17 protein-coding genes are annotated in these 16,190 nt (G+C 62.0%); 11 read left to right on the top strand and 6 right to left on the bottom strand.

The annotated features are described in order from the left end of the window. The first annotated feature begins 23 nt into the window (after positions 1-23). Genes AC1DDA_RS12915 through AC1DDA_RS12905 form a run of 3 tightly spaced genes read left to right on the top strand, consistent with a single transcriptional unit; the run spans position 24 to position 3,105 of the window. On the top strand, positions 24-1,250 hold the full coding sequence (locus tag AC1DDA_RS12915; RefSeq protein ID WP_476796029.1) for a CaiB/BaiF CoA transferase family protein: 1,227 nt from the start codon (positions 24-26) through the stop codon (positions 1,248-1,250). After that, complete coding sequence (locus AC1DDA_RS12910) at positions 1,247-2,089, top strand: citryl-CoA lyase (RefSeq protein ID WP_476796028.1); 843 nt, start codon at positions 1,247-1,249, stop codon at positions 2,087-2,089. The genes AC1DDA_RS12915 and AC1DDA_RS12910 overlap by 4 nt, the downstream gene beginning before the upstream one ends. After that, on the top strand, positions 2,086-3,105 hold the full coding sequence (locus AC1DDA_RS12905) for an amidohydrolase family protein (protein ID WP_476796027.1): 1,020 nt from the start codon (positions 2,086-2,088) through the stop codon (positions 3,103-3,105). Before AC1DDA_RS12910 ends, AC1DDA_RS12905 begins: the two co-directional genes overlap by 4 nt. Positions 3,106-3,193: 88 nt before the next feature. Here the strand turns inward: AC1DDA_RS12905 and AC1DDA_RS12900 are convergent, their stop codons facing one another. Beyond that, on the bottom strand, positions 3,194-4,195 hold the full coding sequence (locus AC1DDA_RS12900; protein ID WP_476796026.1) for an HAD family hydrolase: 1,002 nt from the start codon (positions 4,193-4,195) through the stop codon (positions 3,194-3,196). Positions 4,196-4,831: 636 nt separating this feature from the next. Between AC1DDA_RS12900 and AC1DDA_RS12895 the strand changes: the two genes are divergently transcribed. The 6 genes from AC1DDA_RS12895 (at position 4,832) to AC1DDA_RS12870 (ending at position 10,179) form a co-directional block, all read left to right on the top strand. Beyond that, positions 4,832-5,794: a helix-turn-helix domain-containing protein gene (locus tag AC1DDA_RS12895; protein WP_476796025.1), complete on the top strand. Its 963-nt coding sequence runs from the start codon at positions 4,832-4,834 to the stop codon at positions 5,792-5,794. A gap of 408 nt (positions 5,795-6,202) precedes the next feature. Then, positions 6,203-6,967: an IclR family transcriptional regulator gene (locus tag AC1DDA_RS12890; RefSeq protein WP_476796024.1), complete on the top strand. Its 765-nt coding sequence runs from the start codon at positions 6,203-6,205 to the stop codon at positions 6,965-6,967. Positions 6,968-7,221: 254 nt separating this feature from the next. Next, positions 7,222-8,415, top strand: a complete 1,194-nt coding sequence (locus AC1DDA_RS12885) for a hypothetical protein (protein WP_476796023.1) — start codon at positions 7,222-7,224, stop codon at positions 8,413-8,415. Further along, a complete protein-coding gene (locus tag AC1DDA_RS12880) occupies positions 8,412-9,014 on the top strand; it encodes a protein-S-isoprenylcysteine O-methyltransferase (RefSeq protein ID WP_441512098.1) in 603 nt (200 codons plus the stop codon). Before AC1DDA_RS12885 ends, AC1DDA_RS12880 begins: the two co-directional genes overlap by 4 nt. A gap of 238 nt (positions 9,015-9,252) precedes the next feature. Further along, positions 9,253-9,378: an ABC transporter gene (locus AC1DDA_RS12875; protein ID WP_441473303.1), complete on the top strand. Its 126-nt coding sequence runs from the start codon at positions 9,253-9,255 to the stop codon at positions 9,376-9,378. A 120-nt stretch (positions 9,379-9,498) separates the two neighbouring features. Continuing rightward, positions 9,499-10,179, top strand: coding sequence for a hypothetical protein (locus AC1DDA_RS12870; RefSeq protein WP_441512099.1), 681 nt, complete (start codon positions 9,499-9,501; stop codon positions 10,177-10,179). A gap of 30 nt (positions 10,180-10,209) precedes the next feature. Here AC1DDA_RS12870 and AC1DDA_RS12865 read toward each other — a convergent pair whose 3' ends face one another. The 3 genes from AC1DDA_RS12865 to AC1DDA_RS12855 form a co-directional block, all read right to left on the bottom strand. Beyond that, positions 10,210-10,719 (bottom strand): L,D-transpeptidase, encoded by a 510-nt coding sequence (locus AC1DDA_RS12865; RefSeq protein ID WP_441512100.1) that lies wholly within the window; start codon positions 10,717-10,719, stop codon positions 10,210-10,212. Positions 10,720-11,196: 477 nt separating this feature from the next. After that, complete coding sequence (trxB, locus tag AC1DDA_RS12860; RefSeq protein WP_476796022.1) at positions 11,197-12,201, bottom strand: thioredoxin-disulfide reductase; 1,005 nt, start codon at positions 12,199-12,201, stop codon at positions 11,197-11,199. 225 nt (positions 12,202-12,426) lie between these two features. Further along, positions 12,427-13,416: a mitochondrial fission ELM1 family protein gene (locus tag AC1DDA_RS12855; RefSeq protein ID WP_476796021.1), complete on the bottom strand. Its 990-nt coding sequence runs from the start codon at positions 13,414-13,416 to the stop codon at positions 12,427-12,429. Between the two features lie 98 nt (positions 13,417-13,514). On the opposite strand from AC1DDA_RS12855, the gene AC1DDA_RS12850 reads away from it, so the two are divergent. Then, the gene (locus AC1DDA_RS12850; RefSeq protein ID WP_441512103.1) at positions 13,515-13,979 is read left to right on the top strand and encodes an Lrp/AsnC family transcriptional regulator; all 465 of its coding nucleotides are present in this window, start codon (positions 13,515-13,517) and stop codon (positions 13,977-13,979) included. Positions 13,980-14,240: 261 nt separating this feature from the next. Here the strand turns inward: AC1DDA_RS12850 and AC1DDA_RS12845 are convergent, their stop codons facing one another. Continuing rightward, positions 14,241-14,738 carry a hypothetical protein gene (locus AC1DDA_RS12845; RefSeq protein WP_476796020.1) on the bottom strand — a complete coding sequence of 166 codons (498 nt, stop codon included), beginning with the start codon at positions 14,736-14,738 and terminating at the stop codon, positions 14,241-14,243. 178 nt (positions 14,739-14,916) lie between these two features. On the opposite strand from AC1DDA_RS12845, the gene AC1DDA_RS12840 reads away from it, so the two are divergent. Continuing rightward, a complete protein-coding gene (locus AC1DDA_RS12840) occupies positions 14,917-15,528 on the top strand; it encodes a MarC family protein (RefSeq protein WP_476778955.1) in 612 nt (203 codons plus the stop codon). Between the two features lie 120 nt (positions 15,529-15,648). Here AC1DDA_RS12840 and greA read toward each other — a convergent pair whose 3' ends face one another. Then, positions 15,649-16,122: a transcription elongation factor GreA gene (greA, locus tag AC1DDA_RS12835; protein WP_441512106.1), complete on the bottom strand. Its 474-nt coding sequence runs from the start codon at positions 16,120-16,122 to the stop codon at positions 15,649-15,651. Positions 16,123-16,190 lie beyond the last annotated feature (68 nt).

The raw sequence follows: 16,190 nt of genomic DNA, 5'->3' as shown, positions 1-16,190 counted from the left end.
TCCCGCGCAGTCGGAGACGGAAAATGACTATGCCACTTGCGGGCGTGCGCGTTCTCGACCTCTCGAACGTGCTCGCCGGCCCGTTCTGCGGGTACAACCTCGCCCGCCTCGGCGCCGAGGTAATCAAGGTCGAGAAACCGGATGGCGGCGATCTCGCCCGCAAGCTCGGCGCCGATCCCGAGATGGCAGCGCGCCTCTCCGGCTTGTCCTTCGTCGCGGTCAATGCCGACAAGCAGTCGATCGCGCTCGACCTCAAGGCGCCGGAGGGGCGCGAGGTCTTCCTGCGGCTCGTCGGGACAGCCGACGTGGTCCTCGAGAACTTCCGCCCCGGCGTCATGAAGAGGCTGGGTCTCGCTTATGAAGACCTGTCGCAGATCAATCCGCGCCTGGTCTATTGCGCGATTTCCGGCTTCGGCCAGACGGGGCCCTGGGCCGGGCGCCCGGCCTATGACCAGATCGTGCAGGGGCTCTCCGGCGTCATGAGCGTGACCGGCGATGAGGAAAGCGCGCCACTGCGGACGGGCTTTCCGATCTCCGACACCATCTCCGGGCTGACGGCGGCGTTCGCGATCTCGGCGGCGCTCGTCGATCAGAAGCAGAGCGGGCGGGGGCGCTTCATTGACGTGTCCCTGCTCGAATCGACACTCGCCGCGATGGGCTGGGTGGTGTCGAACCATCTCAATGCCGATGTCGACCCGCAGCCGATCGGCAACGAAAATTTCACCGCCGCCCCGTCCGGGACGTTCCGGACTGGGAACGGGCCGCTCAACATCGCTGCCAACGAGCAGAAGCAATACGAGGCGCTATGCGGACTGATCGAACGGCCCGAACTGATCGATGATCCGCGCTTCGCGTCCCGCCAGGCCCGAAAGGACAATCGCCGGGCACTGACCGCAGCGCTGGAACAGGCGCTGGCCACGCGCCCGGCACGCGAATGGGAGCGCCTGATGAACGCTGCCGGCGTGCCGGCCGGCTGCGTCCTCACCGTGCCCGAGGTGATGGCGGAGCCACAGGTGACGCAGCGCGGTTTCGTTGAGCCCGTCGATGCCAAGGGCCGCGGCGGCCGCTCGCTGCGCGTGACCCGGCCGGGCTTCCTGCTTGACGAGCCCTTCGCGCCACCGGCCCAACCGCCCGCGCTGGGGGCGGACACGGCCGTATGGCTGCGGCGCCTCGGCTATGGCGAAGACGAGATCGAGAGCCTGATCGCGCGTCGGATCGTCGGCTGCGAACGGCAAAAGAGCGCAGCATGAACGACGAAGCTTCACCCTCCGATCGCGAGAGGATCGCCGAGTACTGGTCGACCGCGATCGCGGATATCGCACCCGGTCGCATCGCCTTTCGCGGCTATCCGATCGAGGAACTGATCGGCGCCGTCTCCTTTCCGGCGATGATCTGGCTGATGCTGCGCGGCGATCTGCCGAGCCCGGAGCAGGAGCAACTGCTTCAGGCCGCGCTCGTCGCCTCGGTCGACCACGGCCCGCATGCGCCCTCCATCGCCATCTCGCGCATGGCGGTGTCCTGCGGGCTGCCGCTCAACGGAGCGCTGGCCTCCGCGCTCAACACCCTCGACGACGTGCATGGCGGGGCGGGTGAGCAGGCGCTCGAACTCTATGACGACCTGCTGGCGCGATTTGCGGCGGGCTGTGGCATGGACGAGGCGGCGGCAGCCGCGATCGATGCCTTTATCGCGACGCGCGGGAAATACCTGCCCGGCTTCGGCCACCGCTTCCACCCGGTCGACCCTCGTTCCGGCCGCCTGCTGGCGCTTGTCGACGCTACGGTCGGCAAGGGCGGCATCACCGGCCGCTACGCAGCGGCCGCGCGGGCGGTCGAGAGCTGCCTCGAGCGGCGCAAGGGGCGGCTGATCCCGATGAACATCGACGGTGCCACCGCGGTGATCTATGGCGAGCTAGGCTTCGCCGCACCGCTCGCGCGCGGCGTGTTCTGTCTGTCGCGGGCGGTTGGCATCCTCGCCCATGCCTGGGAGCAGAGCGGACGCGGCGAGCGGAACAAGGGGCCGATCCCACGCAGCTTCGCCTATCGCTATGACGGGCCGTCGCGACGGCCCGTGCCCAACCGCGAGCCATGAGCGCGCCGGTCGCCAACTATCTACCGGTGCGCCCGGACTGGCTGGCGAGCGCCCCAGAGGCGGCCCTTGAACCTGAATTGCCGATCGTCGACGCCCATCACCATCTCTGGGACCGGCCGGGCTGGCGATTTCTGATCGACGATTACAAGACAGAGCTTGCCGCGAGCGGCCACTGCATCATCGCCTCCGTCTTCATGCAATGCCAGACCGCCTACGACCCGACGCAGCCGCCACATCTGCGCCCGGTCGGCGAGACCGCCTATGTCGCCGCCGAGGCCGAGCGGCTCGGTCCGGACGGGCCCGTTTTCTGCGCAGGCATCGTCGGCCATGCCGATTTGCGCCTGGGCGCGGGGCTCGAGGAGGTTCTCTTCGCGCATATGGAGCATGGGCGCGGCCGGTTCCGTGGCATCCGTCACATCACGGTGTGGGATGCCGATTCCAGCTTGATGAACCCGCGGAGCGCCGGTCCGCCCGGTCTGCTCGGCGATGCCTGCTTCCGGGAGGGTTTCGCCCGGCTCGCGCCGCTCGGGCTGAGTTTCGACGCCTGGCTGTTCCAGCCGCAACTCGACGAGTTGACGGCGCTGGCGCAAGCCTTTCCCGAGACGACGATCGTGCTGAACCATCTCGGCGGCATTCTCGGCGCCGGCGCCTATCAGGGGCGACGCGGCGAGCTGTTCCAGGACTGGAAGCGCGCGATCCGCGATCTCGCCCGCTGCCCGAACGTGGTCGTCAAGATCGGCGGCCTCGGCATGCGGATCAACGGGTTCGGCTTCGAGCAAGGGATGCGGCCACCCGATTCACGCGCGCTTGCCGAGGCATGGCGGCCTTATGTGGAGACCGCCATCGAGGCCTTCGACCCGAGGCGCTGCATGCTGGAAAGCAATGCACCGGTGGACCGGGGCTCCTATGCCTGCGCGGCAGGCTGGAACGCCTTCAAGCGTCTGACTGCCGACTACTCGGCCGACGACAGGTCGGCACTGTTTTGGGACACGGCCAGTCGTATCTATCGCCTCTGACGGGCGGCGCAGAAGCGAACAGCGCGGCTCCAGCCGCAGCATGCCAACCGGGGGCAGGGAGCTCCCCGCTTTATGTCGGCGGCCGACGTCACGGGGGCGGCGGGAAAACGGTCTTCCAGTCGTTCTTCATATCCACGATCGTCCAGCCCCTTGCCGCGGCCTCGTCAAGCGCCTTGTCGAGTTTCCCGACTTCGGACTTGCGATCATAGGCCCATTCGCGCTCGGCATCGGTGTGGTGGACGATCAAGGCCATCCTCGGGCCGCTGCCGCCGACAGTGTATTGCAGCATCTGGAGATCGCCGTCGGAATTGCCGAATGCGAATATCGGACGACGGCCGATGAAGCGATTGATGCCGACGGGCTTGCCCGGGCCGTCGTCGACGAACTCGACCTTGGCCTCCTTGATCAGTTCAGGCTTCCCGTCTTTGCCCAGACGAAACTTGACGACGCCGGACGAGCCGACGACCTGTTCGGGCGGGATCCCGTAGGCCTTGTCCGCGAACACCCTCATGAACTCGACCCCGCCGCCCGAAACGATGAACGTCTTGAAGCCGTTTGCGCGCAGATAGGCCAGCAATTCGAGCTGTGGCTGATAGACCATTTCCGTATAGCGGCGCTTGGTTTGCGGATGACGCGCGGTCTCCAACCACTCGGCGACCGAGCGGGAAAAGGCCTCTGTCGTCATGCCGGAATGGGTACGCGCGAGAACCAGGCCGAGGCCCCTGTTGCCATCAGCCATCAGCGCCTTCAGATCGCCCGTGAGAACGGTCCGAAACGGCTCCTTGGATTTCAGCGCGGGTGTCGCCGCGGCTTGGCTCCTGATCTCGTCAAGAGCAAACTGGGCCTGGAAGTAGATCGGTTTCTCGGCCCAAAGCGTCCCGTCATTATCGAAGGTCGCGATTCGTTCGGCTGGCGGCACAAAATCGGGTCCGCCCTCCAGAGTAACCTTGCGAACGAACGCCAGAATTGCGGCCTTGGCCTTGCCGTCATTCCACCCAGGCAGCGGGTCCGGCTGCGCCGATGCCCAACTCGTCGTGAGGGCCGCAGTGGCCAGCGTCAAAACCGCAATGAGTTTCCTGATACCCTTCATGAAACCCTCCAACGCACATAAAGCACTGAGAACCGGGCCTTTCCGGTCGTCCGCCACCGGCTCAATCGTCTTGGCGGTGCTCGGCTGCGGCTGCTGCCCGCCGAGCGGCAACGGCAGGTCAGAAAGTCCTCGGTTCCTTCCTGCCAATTGCAGGCATCGAACTGCCTGTAGATCTTGGACCGCGCGGAGGCCGACACCTCGCCCGCTTTCATATTGTACGCGGCAGTCGCGCCGGCGGCTATTGCGTCGCTCCTGTACGCTACCGCCGTCCAACTGCCGGCAATGACATGATCAGGTCCGAGACCGGATTTGCGAGCTGCCTGACAAGCCAATCTGCGCCTGTCTATTGCGCCCAGACAAGTGCGGCAGCGGCGAGGGGGCACAGCGAAAAAGCGCAGCAAGACACAGGATCAACTCCAACGAGCGCCTCGGAAATTCTTTTTGATCTCCGTTTCGTGAGCTTGCAAGACGATCAGTTCTCCGCACTCAGCCATCAGCCTCCTGACCGTGATTACTTTCAAGATATTGCTGAAACTATCGTTCAATATTGAATGCTGTCGACATCCCGCCGCATCGCGACCATAATCTGTTGCAGAAGGTTGGCTATGCCATTTCTGCCAATGGAGGACGCCGGTGGTGGATGCGGTTCACCAGTCTGTTCTCGACAACATCGAAGCGCTCCAGCGCCCGATCGCTGGCGCTGAGGTCCGCGCAACACAACTTTCTGCCGCGGGCATTCATGGTTCGCTCCTCGTCGCCGATCTGGACGGGGCCGTTCTCTCGTTCGGCAGGGTCGCGGGGGATTTCTATCTGGAGGGCCCGCTGTCGCCGGACCGCGTCGTTCTAGGGGTTCTGCTGTCGTGCATGCGGCCCGTGACGCATTGGGCAAGCGAGGTGGAATCCGGCGATCTTGGCTTCTTCCCGGCTGGAAGCCCGCAGACGGCACTCTATCAGGGCTCGGCCGAGTATCTGACCTTAGCCTTGTCTGAAGAGCGATTGGCCGCATTCGCGGATCAGAACGAATTCCGACTGGGCCGCAAACAGCTGCAGTCCGAGGGCATCATTGCCGACGGAAAGCGCGCCTTCTGGGTCGGCCGCATTCTTTCGAACTTCTTGCAGCACAGCCCGGAGCGCTTCTCCTGCCCGAATTTCGCAGCTGAAGTGCGCGACCGGTTTCTAGGTGCATATCTCTCCAGACTCGATCCGGATACGTCGGATCCCAGAAGAGACCCGACAAGAGATCGGAAGATCGTCAACGACGTTATCGAGTTCACGCGGTCGAGCATCGAACGGGGCAGCGGGATCGACAGCATCTGTGCGGAACTCGCCATTCCGAGGCGAACGCTCCATCGGGCTTTCGTCAGTCTAACGGGCTTGCCGCCGGCAAAGTTCGTCCGAAATTATCGACTGAACGAATCGCGTCGCCGTCTTGTCGGTAGACGAGAAAGCGTTACCGAAGCGGCCACTCAATGTGGCTTCTCGGAACTTGGGAAATTCGCAGCGTACTACCGACGATTGTTCGGTGAAGCGCCATCAGCCACGCTCGCGGGGCTCAACGCCGGTGTTCGATCTTGCGTGCCATCCATGCAGTTTGGCTAGTGCCGGAAGCGGCCGATCTTTCGTTCCCAGTTGTGCGGACACGGCTTGCCCGCGGTTCGGCCCGACGAAAAGCGAATCCCCGTTGAGTGGGCAGCCACCAGCGCGCACTGCGTGCGGTTGAAGACGCTGCAACAGTCGACGGTCGGATGGGTGCCGTCCCTTGCCTCCGATAGCGCCACAGCGGATCGGCGAGTTCACGGACAGCGCTGCGGCAAAAAATTGGGGGGACAGCTTGATCTGCGCTGGCCTTGGGCTGGCGATCGGATCAGTATTCATCGCACCTGACCACCTCGCGTATCCGTGCGTAGACGTTGAGTTGCCGGATGCCGTGTTCGCGCAAGCGCCGGTATCGTGGCTTTGAGAAAGCGGACATAGGCTCTCAACCATCTTAATGTCATGAGGTTGATCATGAACGTATCATTTGAAGCCGGAATGGCCGTCCTTGAAGCTTTAGCTGGAAGTAAGCATCCCAAGACCATTGATCAAATCAGGTCTCAGACGCGATTCGATCAGGAAATAGTTCAAGAGACGCTCAGGATACTCGAAACGACGCGCTATATATCCATATCTCAGGCATCTGAAATTATAACGTTGTCGCCAAAATTATGGAGCCTGGGATTTTGCTCGAAGGCTACGGCCGATCTAACACGTGTCGCGGATCATCATCTTTCCGAGCTTGTCATGAGCACCGGCGAGTCGGCGTGTATGGCGATCATTGCGGATACGGAGATTGTCGTCGCGGCCGGATTTAACGTGCCCGGGCCAATGGGGGCGGAGTTCGAGGTTGGAACAAAAGTGCCGGCCCTCGCTTGCGCGGCCGGGAAGGCCATTCTCGCTTTCCAATCCCTCGAGGTGATTGGTGAACTAGAGCAAAGCGCTCTTGCGGCCGCTCCAACACAGGGTGATCCCCATGCATTTCGACGCGAGTTCGAGGATATCCGCTCGCAAGGATATGCTGCTCACTGGACCGGCGGCGACAGCGCGAGATGCGAGATGGCGGCGCCGATCAGATGCGCCGACGGGGCAATCCACGCAGCAGTCGGCATATCGGGTTCGTCGAGCCGATTGACCGACGAAGTCATTCCGGCGATGGCAGAGCACATTCTGGAGGCCGCCGACAGGATTTCGCGTGAGCTGCAATGTTTACGAGCTGCAACGACCTATAAGGGGTAAAGGCGCTGTCGCCGTATTTAAAAGGCCGAGCGAGCTATGAGTCGTCCGTGTTTTACGCCGGGGCGAGATGGTGATGATCTCAGCCGGTGCAATCCTACGGGTGATCCCGCCGCGTTTGCAGTGGAATGAGTCTTGACTTCGGGTTCCAAGAGATGACGCCTGCTCCACATAGGACCGATCTTCAGGATCATGGAGCGGAACAACGCGGCCAAAATCAGCCTGGAGCGAGTGAGACTCGGGTTCTCAAGCGTCGCGTGTACCATGTTGGTGGCTATGACCCGGCCCCGCCATCGGCCGTGTTCGAACGTTTCGCCAAGGAATTGAAGCGCTTCGAACGCGCCTGGAATGTGCGCACGACGATCTCTGAGCTGACAGCGGAGCCAGATCTCGCGACATGGCAGGTGTCTGCAGCGGGTCCCAACTGGCGCACCGAAACCGAAGTTCGTCTGGTTCGGTGGGATGATCTGATAGCTGAATCGGTCGCAGGGCCGACATGGGGACGCTTGATACCGGGGGCGGCGGCCTTTTTCGATTTTTTGAGTGCAGGAGCGTTCGTAGGATATCTTCGATCAAGCTGGCGTTACGCGATGTTTTTCATTTATCCGTTCGTGATATTGATGTCGATTATCGCGCTCGCTATCGGTTCATTTTATTTGGTGTCGAAGATTGTCGGTAGTGTATTTTTTGGTTTGGCTGTCTTATTTTTGGTTGTTTGTTTATTGCTGTACGTGTCTGATCGCTTGTTATATCTTGGGTTATTGTTAGATGATTGGATTTTTTCGCGTCACTATATCCGATTTGGCAATGAAGTTTTGGACGGCCGCCTGCAGCGGGTCGCCGCGGAAATCGCCGCCAACGCTCAAAGCGAGGCGGTGGATGAGGTTCTCATCGTCGGGCACAGTCTGGGCGCCGTGCTCGCTGTCGATCTCATTGATCGCGCCACGAAGCTTCAGCTCGAGCGCCAGGTAAGCCGGAAGCTGGCCTTTTTTTCGGTCGGGGCTTCCATTCTCAAAATTGGCCTCCACCGCGCTGCACGCGGATTTCGAGAGGCGGTCGGGCGTGTCAGCTCGAATCCGGACGTCGTGTGGGCGGATTACCGCGCTCGTTCCGATGTGATGAACTTCTATGGCGCGGACCTGCTGCGAGATTTGAGGCTGCCGGTCACCGGCTCTCCAATGGTTCGCAATGTCAGCATCCGACGGATGATCGCCCCGGAGCGCTATCCGAGAATCCGCAGGAACTGGTACAAAATGCACTGTCAATTTGTGAGGGCCAACGATCGGCGGGCCCCTTATGATTACTTTATGTCGATCTGCGGCCCGATCTCCGCGGAGCAGAGCGCGCGATCGGAGCGAGGTGTGATGGATTTATTCGACGCAGACGGTCAACTGATCGAATCAGTTGAGCTTTCAGGCGATCTCGATGCCGCCGGGGTCGTGAAGCTATGACCCTTTCCGTTGCCAAGGCGATCTATCTGGTTCTCGCAATTGGTTGGTACATCATCCGCATTCCGCACGAGCGGCGTTCTCGTCGGACGCCTGTTTCCCGGTCAGCGCGCGGAATCAAGGAACGCATCCTGCTGAGCATCTCTTTTACGGGTTTGGGGATCCTGCCTTTTGCCTATGTCGCATTCGGGTTTCCGCGGTTTGCGAAATACGCGTTCCAGCCCACCTTGGCCTGGGCAGGGGCGCTTCTCGCAGCCGCGTCATTGCTATTGTTTTACCTTACTCACCGCGCTTTGGGGCGCAACTGGTCTGTCTCCCTCGATCTTCGAGAGAGCCACAAGTTAGTAACCAGCGGAGTGTATACTTACGTTCGTCACCCGATGTATAGCGCCTTTTGGTTATGGGCCATAGCGCAGGCGCTGCTTTTACCTAATTGGATTTCGGGTCCGGCTGGGCTCATTGGCTTCGGTACGCTGTATTTCTTTCGTGTCGGGGAGGAGGAAAGGCTCATGAGCGGGGCGTTCGGCAAGCAGTACCAGGATTACATCAATCGTACCGGCCGGGTTGTGCCACGTCTGAATAGCGCTCATCCTCCCCACTGACGAGTTGCCATGGAGCGCGGATTCTTCGGCCAGGGCGGCCGTCTTCATGTTGTTTGGCAACCATAAATCGTCGTCCCGCAGCTAATGGATTTTTGTCAATTGAAATTGCTTATGGCATCTGAGATGATGGGCAGGTGCCACACGACGACTTGTATTTTTCGGCACGATGTTGCGCAGTTGCACTAGGCTAATGATTGCGCTGACCTCAAAGTGGGCTTGTTTAACCGAGGGCGAACCGATGAAAAAGATCGTAGTGTTGGCCGTATCTGTTGCACTCATTAGCGTTGGCGGGTGTGCTTCCATCGGTAAGGGTAAGGGGAAGGCTCCGCCTCCCGCTGCTGCCCCCATCGTAACCAAGGGTTAGCATTATCTATAAGGAAAGCGGTCGAGTACTCGGCCGCTTTCTCCTTTGGTGCGGCGCATGCGGCGTTCGGATTACTGAGGCGCAGTCGCTGGCACGTTGAAGCTTGATCGGAGGCTTGCGATGCGGTTCGCCAAAAACCCTCCAATACGCTCCTGGATCTTCGCTTGTGGCCTAACGAGCATTCTGCTCGTATTTGGTAGCGGTGTAGCGGCCGCGCGCGATCATGAATCGGGCGGGAGCAGGAGCCAGGCTGCTGCATCGACGACGCGAACGGTGTCGGCGCCGAGATCGCCATACGCACCGCGCGAGAGAGCGCAATATTTCGTCGAGTTTCGCTCCCGCTACGCCTTGAGCTATGGGCACACATTCCTGGTTCATGGACGCCTCAACGCGAGAGGTGAGGTCGGCCCGGTCACGGCGGATCAAGTCGCTGGCCTCCACCCCGCGGGAGAGGGGCCTCAGCTCTGGTCGGCCGGGCACGTCATACCGGTCCCGGCAGAAACCGGAGCCAGCGACGGCGACACGGAAGATCAGTACATTTCCAACCGATTTCGCGTATTACTCGATGAGGCTCAGTACCGGCGGGTGCTAGCTTATATCAAGCAAAAGCAAAGGACTGCCACGATGTGGCATGCCGTGCTTTATAACTGCAATCGCTGGGTTGGCGAGGTTGCTACTTTCATGGGAATGAGAGCGCCGGATAATACGCTGCTGTACCCGGCGGATTATATCTCCAGTCTTCGCGATCTCAACAGTCGTAAAATGTCGGAGCCGCAATTCTCATCGCATAGTGGTCAATAGATCCGTTCGAAACACGAGGTGTTTCTCGTGTTATCTAGCCACTATGACCGGGGTTCCAACCGGGACACGACCGAACAGGTCGATGATGTCGTCATTCAGCATGCGGATGCATCCATAAGACGCAAAAGTCCCGATGGAGTCGGGCCTGTTCGTTCCGTGTATCGCGTATTGCCCGCCGCCGGAAAGCGTCATTGCGCGGGCGCCCATTGGGTTGCGCGGAGAACCTCCCGCTATGACATCGGGTATATTTGGGTTGTCGCGCTTAATTTCGTCCGGGGGAGACCAGGCTGGCTCGACATATTTGCCTTCAATCCGAACGGTTCCTTGCCATTGCTTCGCTGATTTCCCTACCGCTACGCGATATCGGATGGCCGTTCCATCTTCCAGAATAAGGTATAGCCGTCGGTCTTTTGTCCGGATGACGATAGAGCCAGGCCCTTCCGTGCCATTATAGCTGACGACTTCTCTGCCACTTGCGGGCGAAGGCGCCAGCGGCGCGGCTAAAGAGAGTGCCAACACTGTCGTCCAGCCAATTCGCATGTCACTCACCCTGCACAGTCAGGCTCTCACGCGGCTCGGTAGCGCTGCCTATCTAACTTCGCTTAGAACCGCGCTCATCTCAAGTGAGAGACAGAGCGTTCAGAAACATATGCTGCAGTGCATTTACGAAATGATGCATGGCGCAACTCACCTGCGACCGCTTTTGTCTTCCGCCTTGATGGAGCGGCCTGCTGGCGGCTTCGGGGACAGGCGGCCAGGATAAGCCGATCTTCTTCTCGGATGCGACCGGACTGATGCAACCGGCAATCGAGCGCGACGCCGCCATCGGCCGCGAGGCCCCGATCGCGAAGGCTTGAAGCCGCATCCGGACCATCGGGAAGCTTTGCCGTGGAAACGAGCGCAGTCCGCCAAAGCGATCTCGCCTAGGCGCGAAGGCCCGGGCGCGATCGTCGCGATCCACGTTGGATTTTGTGGCGACCACGCCGGCATTGCGGGGCGCGGTCAGGGAAGTTCAACTCACCAGGCTTCGATCATCTCGGAATGCTGCTTCTCTTCGGCGGCCACCTCGGGATTCGAGCTGTGCTCGGCCAGGTATTTCTCCGCTTCCAGAGCCGCCATGCAACCCATGCCGGCCGCAAGGACAGCCTGGCGATAGGTGGGGTCGGCCACGTCTCCCGCGGCGAGCACGCCCTTCTGGCTGGTCTTGGTCGACCACGGTGCGATCTTGATGTAGCCGGTCTCGTCCATATCGATCTGGCCACGGAACAAGCTGGTGGCAGGATCGTGGCCGATTGCGACGAAGACGCCGTCAGTCGCGATGTCCCTGACCTCTCCGGTCTTCACATGTCGCAACCTTGCGCCGGTGACCGATTTCAGCGGGTCGGTGGTGCCGAGGATCTCGTCGACCGCGTGGTCCCAGATCACCTCGACCTTCGGATTAGCGAAAAGACGCTGCTGGAGGATCTTCTCGGCCCGAAAGCTGTCGCGCCGGTGGACGACGGTGACCTTGCTGGCATGGTTGGTCAGATAGAGCGCTTCTTCGACGGCCGTGTTGCCGCCACCGACGACCACGACTTCCTTGCCCCGGTAAAAGAAGCCGTCGCAGGTCGCGCAAGCGGACACACCATGGCCGCCAAAGGCTTTTTCGGATTCGAGGCCTAGCCAGCGCGCCTGGGCTCCGGTTGCGATGATCACGGTATCAGCGAGATAGATATCGCCGGAGTCGCCGATCGCCTTCTTTGGATTGGCCGCGAGGTCGACCGAGACGATCAGATCGTAGACGAGCTGCGTTCCTACATTCTCCGCCTGCTGGCGCATTTGCTCCATCAGATCGGGCCCCTGCACGGCGTGTGCAAAGCCAGGGTAGTTTTCCACGTCCGTTGTGATCGTGAGCTGGCCACCCGGTGTCATGCCCGTCACCAGCATCGGCTTGAGGCTGGCTCGTGCTGCGTAAATCGCCGCGGTGTAGCCGGCAGGACCTGCGCCGATGATGAGCGTCTTGGTGTGATGAGTCTTCGACATCAGTGAAACCCGTAAAGGTAGCTGCTGGAATCAGGCGGCCGTGAGAGCATGCATCGGATTGCCGCGACTGCCTGCGAGGCGGGCGATCGGGCGGCCGGGCCGGAGCCGATGGCCATGACGCGGGCGTGGGTATGAGGCCATCGTCTCAGTTCCTCTCCTGCGGCCGGGCCGCAGCCTCGATCCGTCAGATACGGCGGCGCGGCGCCAAAACAAGAGCCCTCGGACTTAAGCGGCACCGAGCCCCAAATGGGCCCTGTGGCGCTGCCAGCCCTGCCGTATCGCATCGGCGATGACGGGTGTGGAGTCTATCGGCTGATAGCCCTCGCCTTCAAGGCGTCCACAGAAGCGATGCACAGCGCCCTCGCGCTCCAGCGCCTGGATCAGCGCCGCGATCTTCGGATGGCCGCCTTGCGGCTCGAAAACCAGGATCGGTGCGCCCGTCGCGGTTGCCTCACCGATCATGTTGGTTGAATCGGCGGTGGCCACGACGGCGTTGGCATTGGCGAGCAGCGCGAGATAGGGGTTCTCGCCCGAGCCATCCCACCACCAGCCGCCGTGACGGGCGAAGACGGCCGCGACGGCGGTGGCCAATGCGGGGGAGGTGCGCCGGGAAGGCGAGCCCATCAGGGACGCGCCCGAGCGGGCCAGCGCGTCGAGTTGCCCGGTGAAGCGCTCGATGTCGGCAGGCGTGAAGCGGTGATGGCGGCTGTCGCCACCGACCAGTACGGCGACGCGCGGATGCGGCAGTCCGGCGATCGCGGGGGGCGGAGCAGCGCGCGCGGCCGCCAGTTTCTGTGGCGTCAGGCGGTGAGGGGAGGTGGTGGTGACGAGGACATTATCGCCGCGCAGCCGGTCATGCCCGGCAACCCAGATCAGGTCGGCGGTGCCCGGGCCGGTACGCGGGTCCTTGAGGAACACGGTATAGGTCGCGCCGTTCGAGACCTTCTTGAGGGCGCGCAGATAAGTGACTGCGCGCCGCCCCGAGGCGATCGCGATCTCCGGAAAGGGCGGGCTGAGTGGGCTCCCCGGGCGATCCGGCGCCTCTCGCGGGTCGATCGGGCCGCGCGGCATCAGCCAGGCCCATGGCTTGCGCGGGTTCACCCGCCGAATCTCCGGGACGGCACCCAGGCGCTCGGCCACGCCGAGGCATTGCAACTCGTCGCCGGCCTTGCCGTCGCTCAGGACCCAGACGGTCGGCGTCGGATTTTCGTGCATGGCTGTCTGCGTCCGCGGCATGCGCCTTGTATCGCCCGTCACTGCCGTCTACACCAGCCCGGCTTTTCTTTGAGGATACTTTGCCTTCGGGGATCTTCGTGCGTCCGAAACTCGACGATATCGACCTGCGCATCCTGCGCGAGCTCCAGGCCGATGGGCGCATGACCAATGTCGAGCTCGCCAGCCGCGTCGGCATCTCGCCGCCGCCTTGCCTGCGTCGCGTCCGGGCATTGGAGGAAGCTGGGCTGATCCGCGGCTACCATGCCGATCTCGACGAGCGAAAGCTGGGCTATGAGGTGGTTTGCTTCGCCTTCGTGCATCTGGCGAGCCAGGCCGAAGCCGATCTCACAGCATTCCAGGGCCGCATCCGCGAATGGGCGACGGTGCGCGAATGCTGGACGCTCTCGGGGGACATCGATTTCGCGCTGAAATGCGTGGCGCCGGACCTGAAGGCCTTTCAGGATTTCGTCGGGGAACTGACGGCCATGCCGAATGTCCGCAACGTCCGCACTGCGCTCGCCCTCGACCGGGTCAAGGACGAGCCGATCGTGCCTTTCGGCTGAGAGCCCGTCTCGAAACTCTGCTGCAGCGGCCATCTGACGGCGTTGGCTGCGCGTCCGGTGCCCGCGGACCGGGGCGCGATGCCAAAAAGTGGCTTCCACTTTTTGGAGAACATTATGCTCAAGATATTGGAATCAATAAACTTTTCTGCCATTGGGTGATTCCGCCCAATGGCAGGTTGATCTAATGTCCGCTGCGCTCCGGTTCCCGAAAGCACCGCCATCTGACTGGCCGCAGCGCGTTTCGAAACGGGCTCTGAGCGCTCAGCCGATGTAGCGCTTGATCCAGTAGGCGTTGTTGCGGGCGAGCGCCTTCAGACGCAGTTGATCGATGTCCGGCCGATACCAGGCGCCGGCCCCGCCGGACAGTTCCGTCGACATGATCGGATAGCTCGCGAGCTCGCGGCCGCTGCGATCGTAGAGCGTCGCGATGCTTTCCAGATAGTCGTTGGAACCCCCGCCATCGGATGGCTTGCCGCCGCCGCCGCCGCCGGCGAAGCTCGCCAGCCAGATACTGCTGATATTGACGACGAGGGATGTGCCGGCGCCGCGCTGCAACGACGGGCCGAGCAGGTCGATGAGCGTGCGTTCGAGCTCGCTCTTGACGATGGCAACATTCGCGCCCCAGGCGTGAGTCACGGTTGGCGAGAACTGGATCTTGATCGAGCCGATCGGCACGGCCTGAGCGGAGGCTACGCGGGGTACCAGAGTCCACGCCGCGGCACCGAGCGAGGAAGCCAGAAAAAGTCGACGCGTCATCATGGCCGGGGTCTCCGAAGGCTTGCCATATCAATGTAGGCGCGCGGCTGCGATATTCCATGGCTGCGGGCCTGCGCGCCATCTTCACCCGATCTTGGTTTCCAAGGCGTGTCGCGGGTAGGCAGCATAGTCGCCATCGTCTCGGCATGCTCTATGGGCGTCAGAATCGCTGGGGGATTCGATGGAACGCTGGCTGACGGAATTCGTGAAGCTCTGGGTGGTGATCGATCCGATCGGGACCCTACCGGTATTCCTGGCCGTCACCGCAGGGCTCGGCGCTGCGGCGGCGCGTCGCATCGCCCTTCAGGGATCGCTCGTCGCCTTCATCGTGCTGCTGTTCTTCGTCGTGCTGGGCCAGATCCTGCTGACGGCGATGGATATCGAGCTGAGCTCCTTCCAGATCGCCGGGAACATCGTGCTGTTCCTGTTCGCTCTGACGATGATCTTCGGCGAATCGAAGCTCGATGAGGATCAGAAGCTGCTGAGCTCCTCGGATCTCGAGAAAGCGGTCTATCCGCTCGCGATCCCGAGCATCGCTAGCCCCGGCGCGATGCTGACGGTGATGACCGTCACCGACAATTCGCGATTCAGCATCGCCGAGCAGGCCGAGACCGTGCTTCAGATCACGATTATCTTTGTCGTCCTGGTCGGGCTGTTGTTCTGCGCCTCGCGCATCATCGCGGTGATCGGCAATGCCGGTGCCAGCGTCATCAGCCGCGTAATGGGCCTGATCCTGGCGAGCGTCGCGGTGGACGGCATCATCAAGGCGGTAAGGATCGTCGTGACGGGATGACGACCGCCTGCGTCGCGCCCGGATTCATTCCGAGCGCTTGAGTCGCCATCGCCGGTAGGGCCCGAAAAACAAATGCTCGCCACGAGGGCGAGCATGGTGCCGTCTGCGGGGAGGCTGAGCTCAGCGGAAGGCGATGCTGACGACCTCGTAGGATTTGCCGCCGCCGGGCGTGTTGACCTGGACGGAATCGCCGACTTTCTTGCCGATCAGCGCGCGCGCGATCGGCGAGCCGATGGAGACCTTGCCGGACCTGACGTCCGATTCCGGCTCGCCGACGATCTGGTAGCTCTTCTCTTCCTCGGTATCGTCATCGATCAGCTTGACGGTGGCGCCAAACTTGATCGTATCACCGCCGAGCTTGCTGACATCGATGATGTCGGCGCGGCCGATCAGCGATTCGAGTTCCAGGATCCGGCCCTCGTTCAGCGACTGTGCTTCTTTCGCCGCGTGATATTCGGCGTTCTCCGACAGGTCGCCGAGGGCGCGCGCCTCGGAGATCGCGGTGATGATACGCTGACGCTCGACCTGCTGGCGCTGCTTCAGCTCCACCTCCAAAGCGGCGAAGCCGCTCGCGGTCATCGGAACCTTTTCCATTCTTTCCGTTCCATAAGCTCCGAAAGCGCAGTTCGCCGGCGGCAAATCAGCCGCCGGCGTTTCCGCGC

The organism is Allobosea sp. 10N428 (assembly GCF_056394545.1).
This window is presented reverse-complemented; position numbering and strand designations above follow the sequence as displayed.

Bases quoted from the DNA above. Each gene is read 5' to 3' on its own strand.
- AC1DDA_RS12910 (WP_476796028.1), top strand. From the start codon at position 1,247: ATGAACGACGAAGCTTCACCCTCCGATCGCGAGAGGATCGCCGAGTAC.
- AC1DDA_RS12840 (WP_476778955.1), top strand. From the start codon at position 14,917: ATGGAACGCTGGCTGACGGAATTCGTGAAGCTCTGGGTGGTGATCGAT.
- AC1DDA_RS12880 (WP_441512098.1), top strand. From the start codon at position 8,412: ATGACCCTTTCCGTTGCCAAGGCGATCTATCTGGTTCTCGCAATTGGT.
- AC1DDA_RS12855 (WP_476796021.1), bottom strand. From the start codon at position 13,416: ATGCACGAAAATCCGACGCCGACCGTCTGGGTCCTGAGCGACGGCAAG.
- AC1DDA_RS12870 (WP_441512099.1), top strand. From the start codon at position 9,499: ATGCGGTTCGCCAAAAACCCTCCAATACGCTCCTGGATCTTCGCTTGT.
- trxB (WP_476796022.1), bottom strand. From the start codon at position 12,201: ATGTCGAAGACTCATCACACCAAGACGCTCATCATCGGCGCAGGTCCT.
- AC1DDA_RS12905 (WP_476796027.1), top strand. From the start codon at position 2,086: ATGAGCGCGCCGGTCGCCAACTATCTACCGGTGCGCCCGGACTGGCTG.
- AC1DDA_RS12845 (WP_476796020.1), bottom strand. From the start codon at position 14,738: ATGATGACGCGTCGACTTTTTCTGGCTTCCTCGCTCGGTGCCGCGGCG.
- AC1DDA_RS12915 (WP_476796029.1), top strand. From the start codon at position 24: ATGACTATGCCACTTGCGGGCGTGCGCGTTCTCGACCTCTCGAACGTG.
- AC1DDA_RS12900 (WP_476796026.1), bottom strand. From the start codon at position 4,195: ATGAAGGGTATCAGGAAACTCATTGCGGTTTTGACGCTGGCCACTGCG.
- AC1DDA_RS12865 (WP_441512100.1), bottom strand. From the start codon at position 10,719: ATGCGAATTGGCTGGACGACAGTGTTGGCACTCTCTTTAGCCGCGCCG.
- AC1DDA_RS12875 (WP_441473303.1), top strand. From the start codon at position 9,253: ATGAAAAAGATCGTAGTGTTGGCCGTATCTGTTGCACTCATTAGCGTT.
- greA (WP_441512106.1), bottom strand. From the start codon at position 16,122: ATGGAAAAGGTTCCGATGACCGCGAGCGGCTTCGCCGCTTTGGAGGTG.
- AC1DDA_RS12890 (WP_476796024.1), top strand. From the start codon at position 6,203: ATGAACGTATCATTTGAAGCCGGAATGGCCGTCCTTGAAGCTTTAGCT.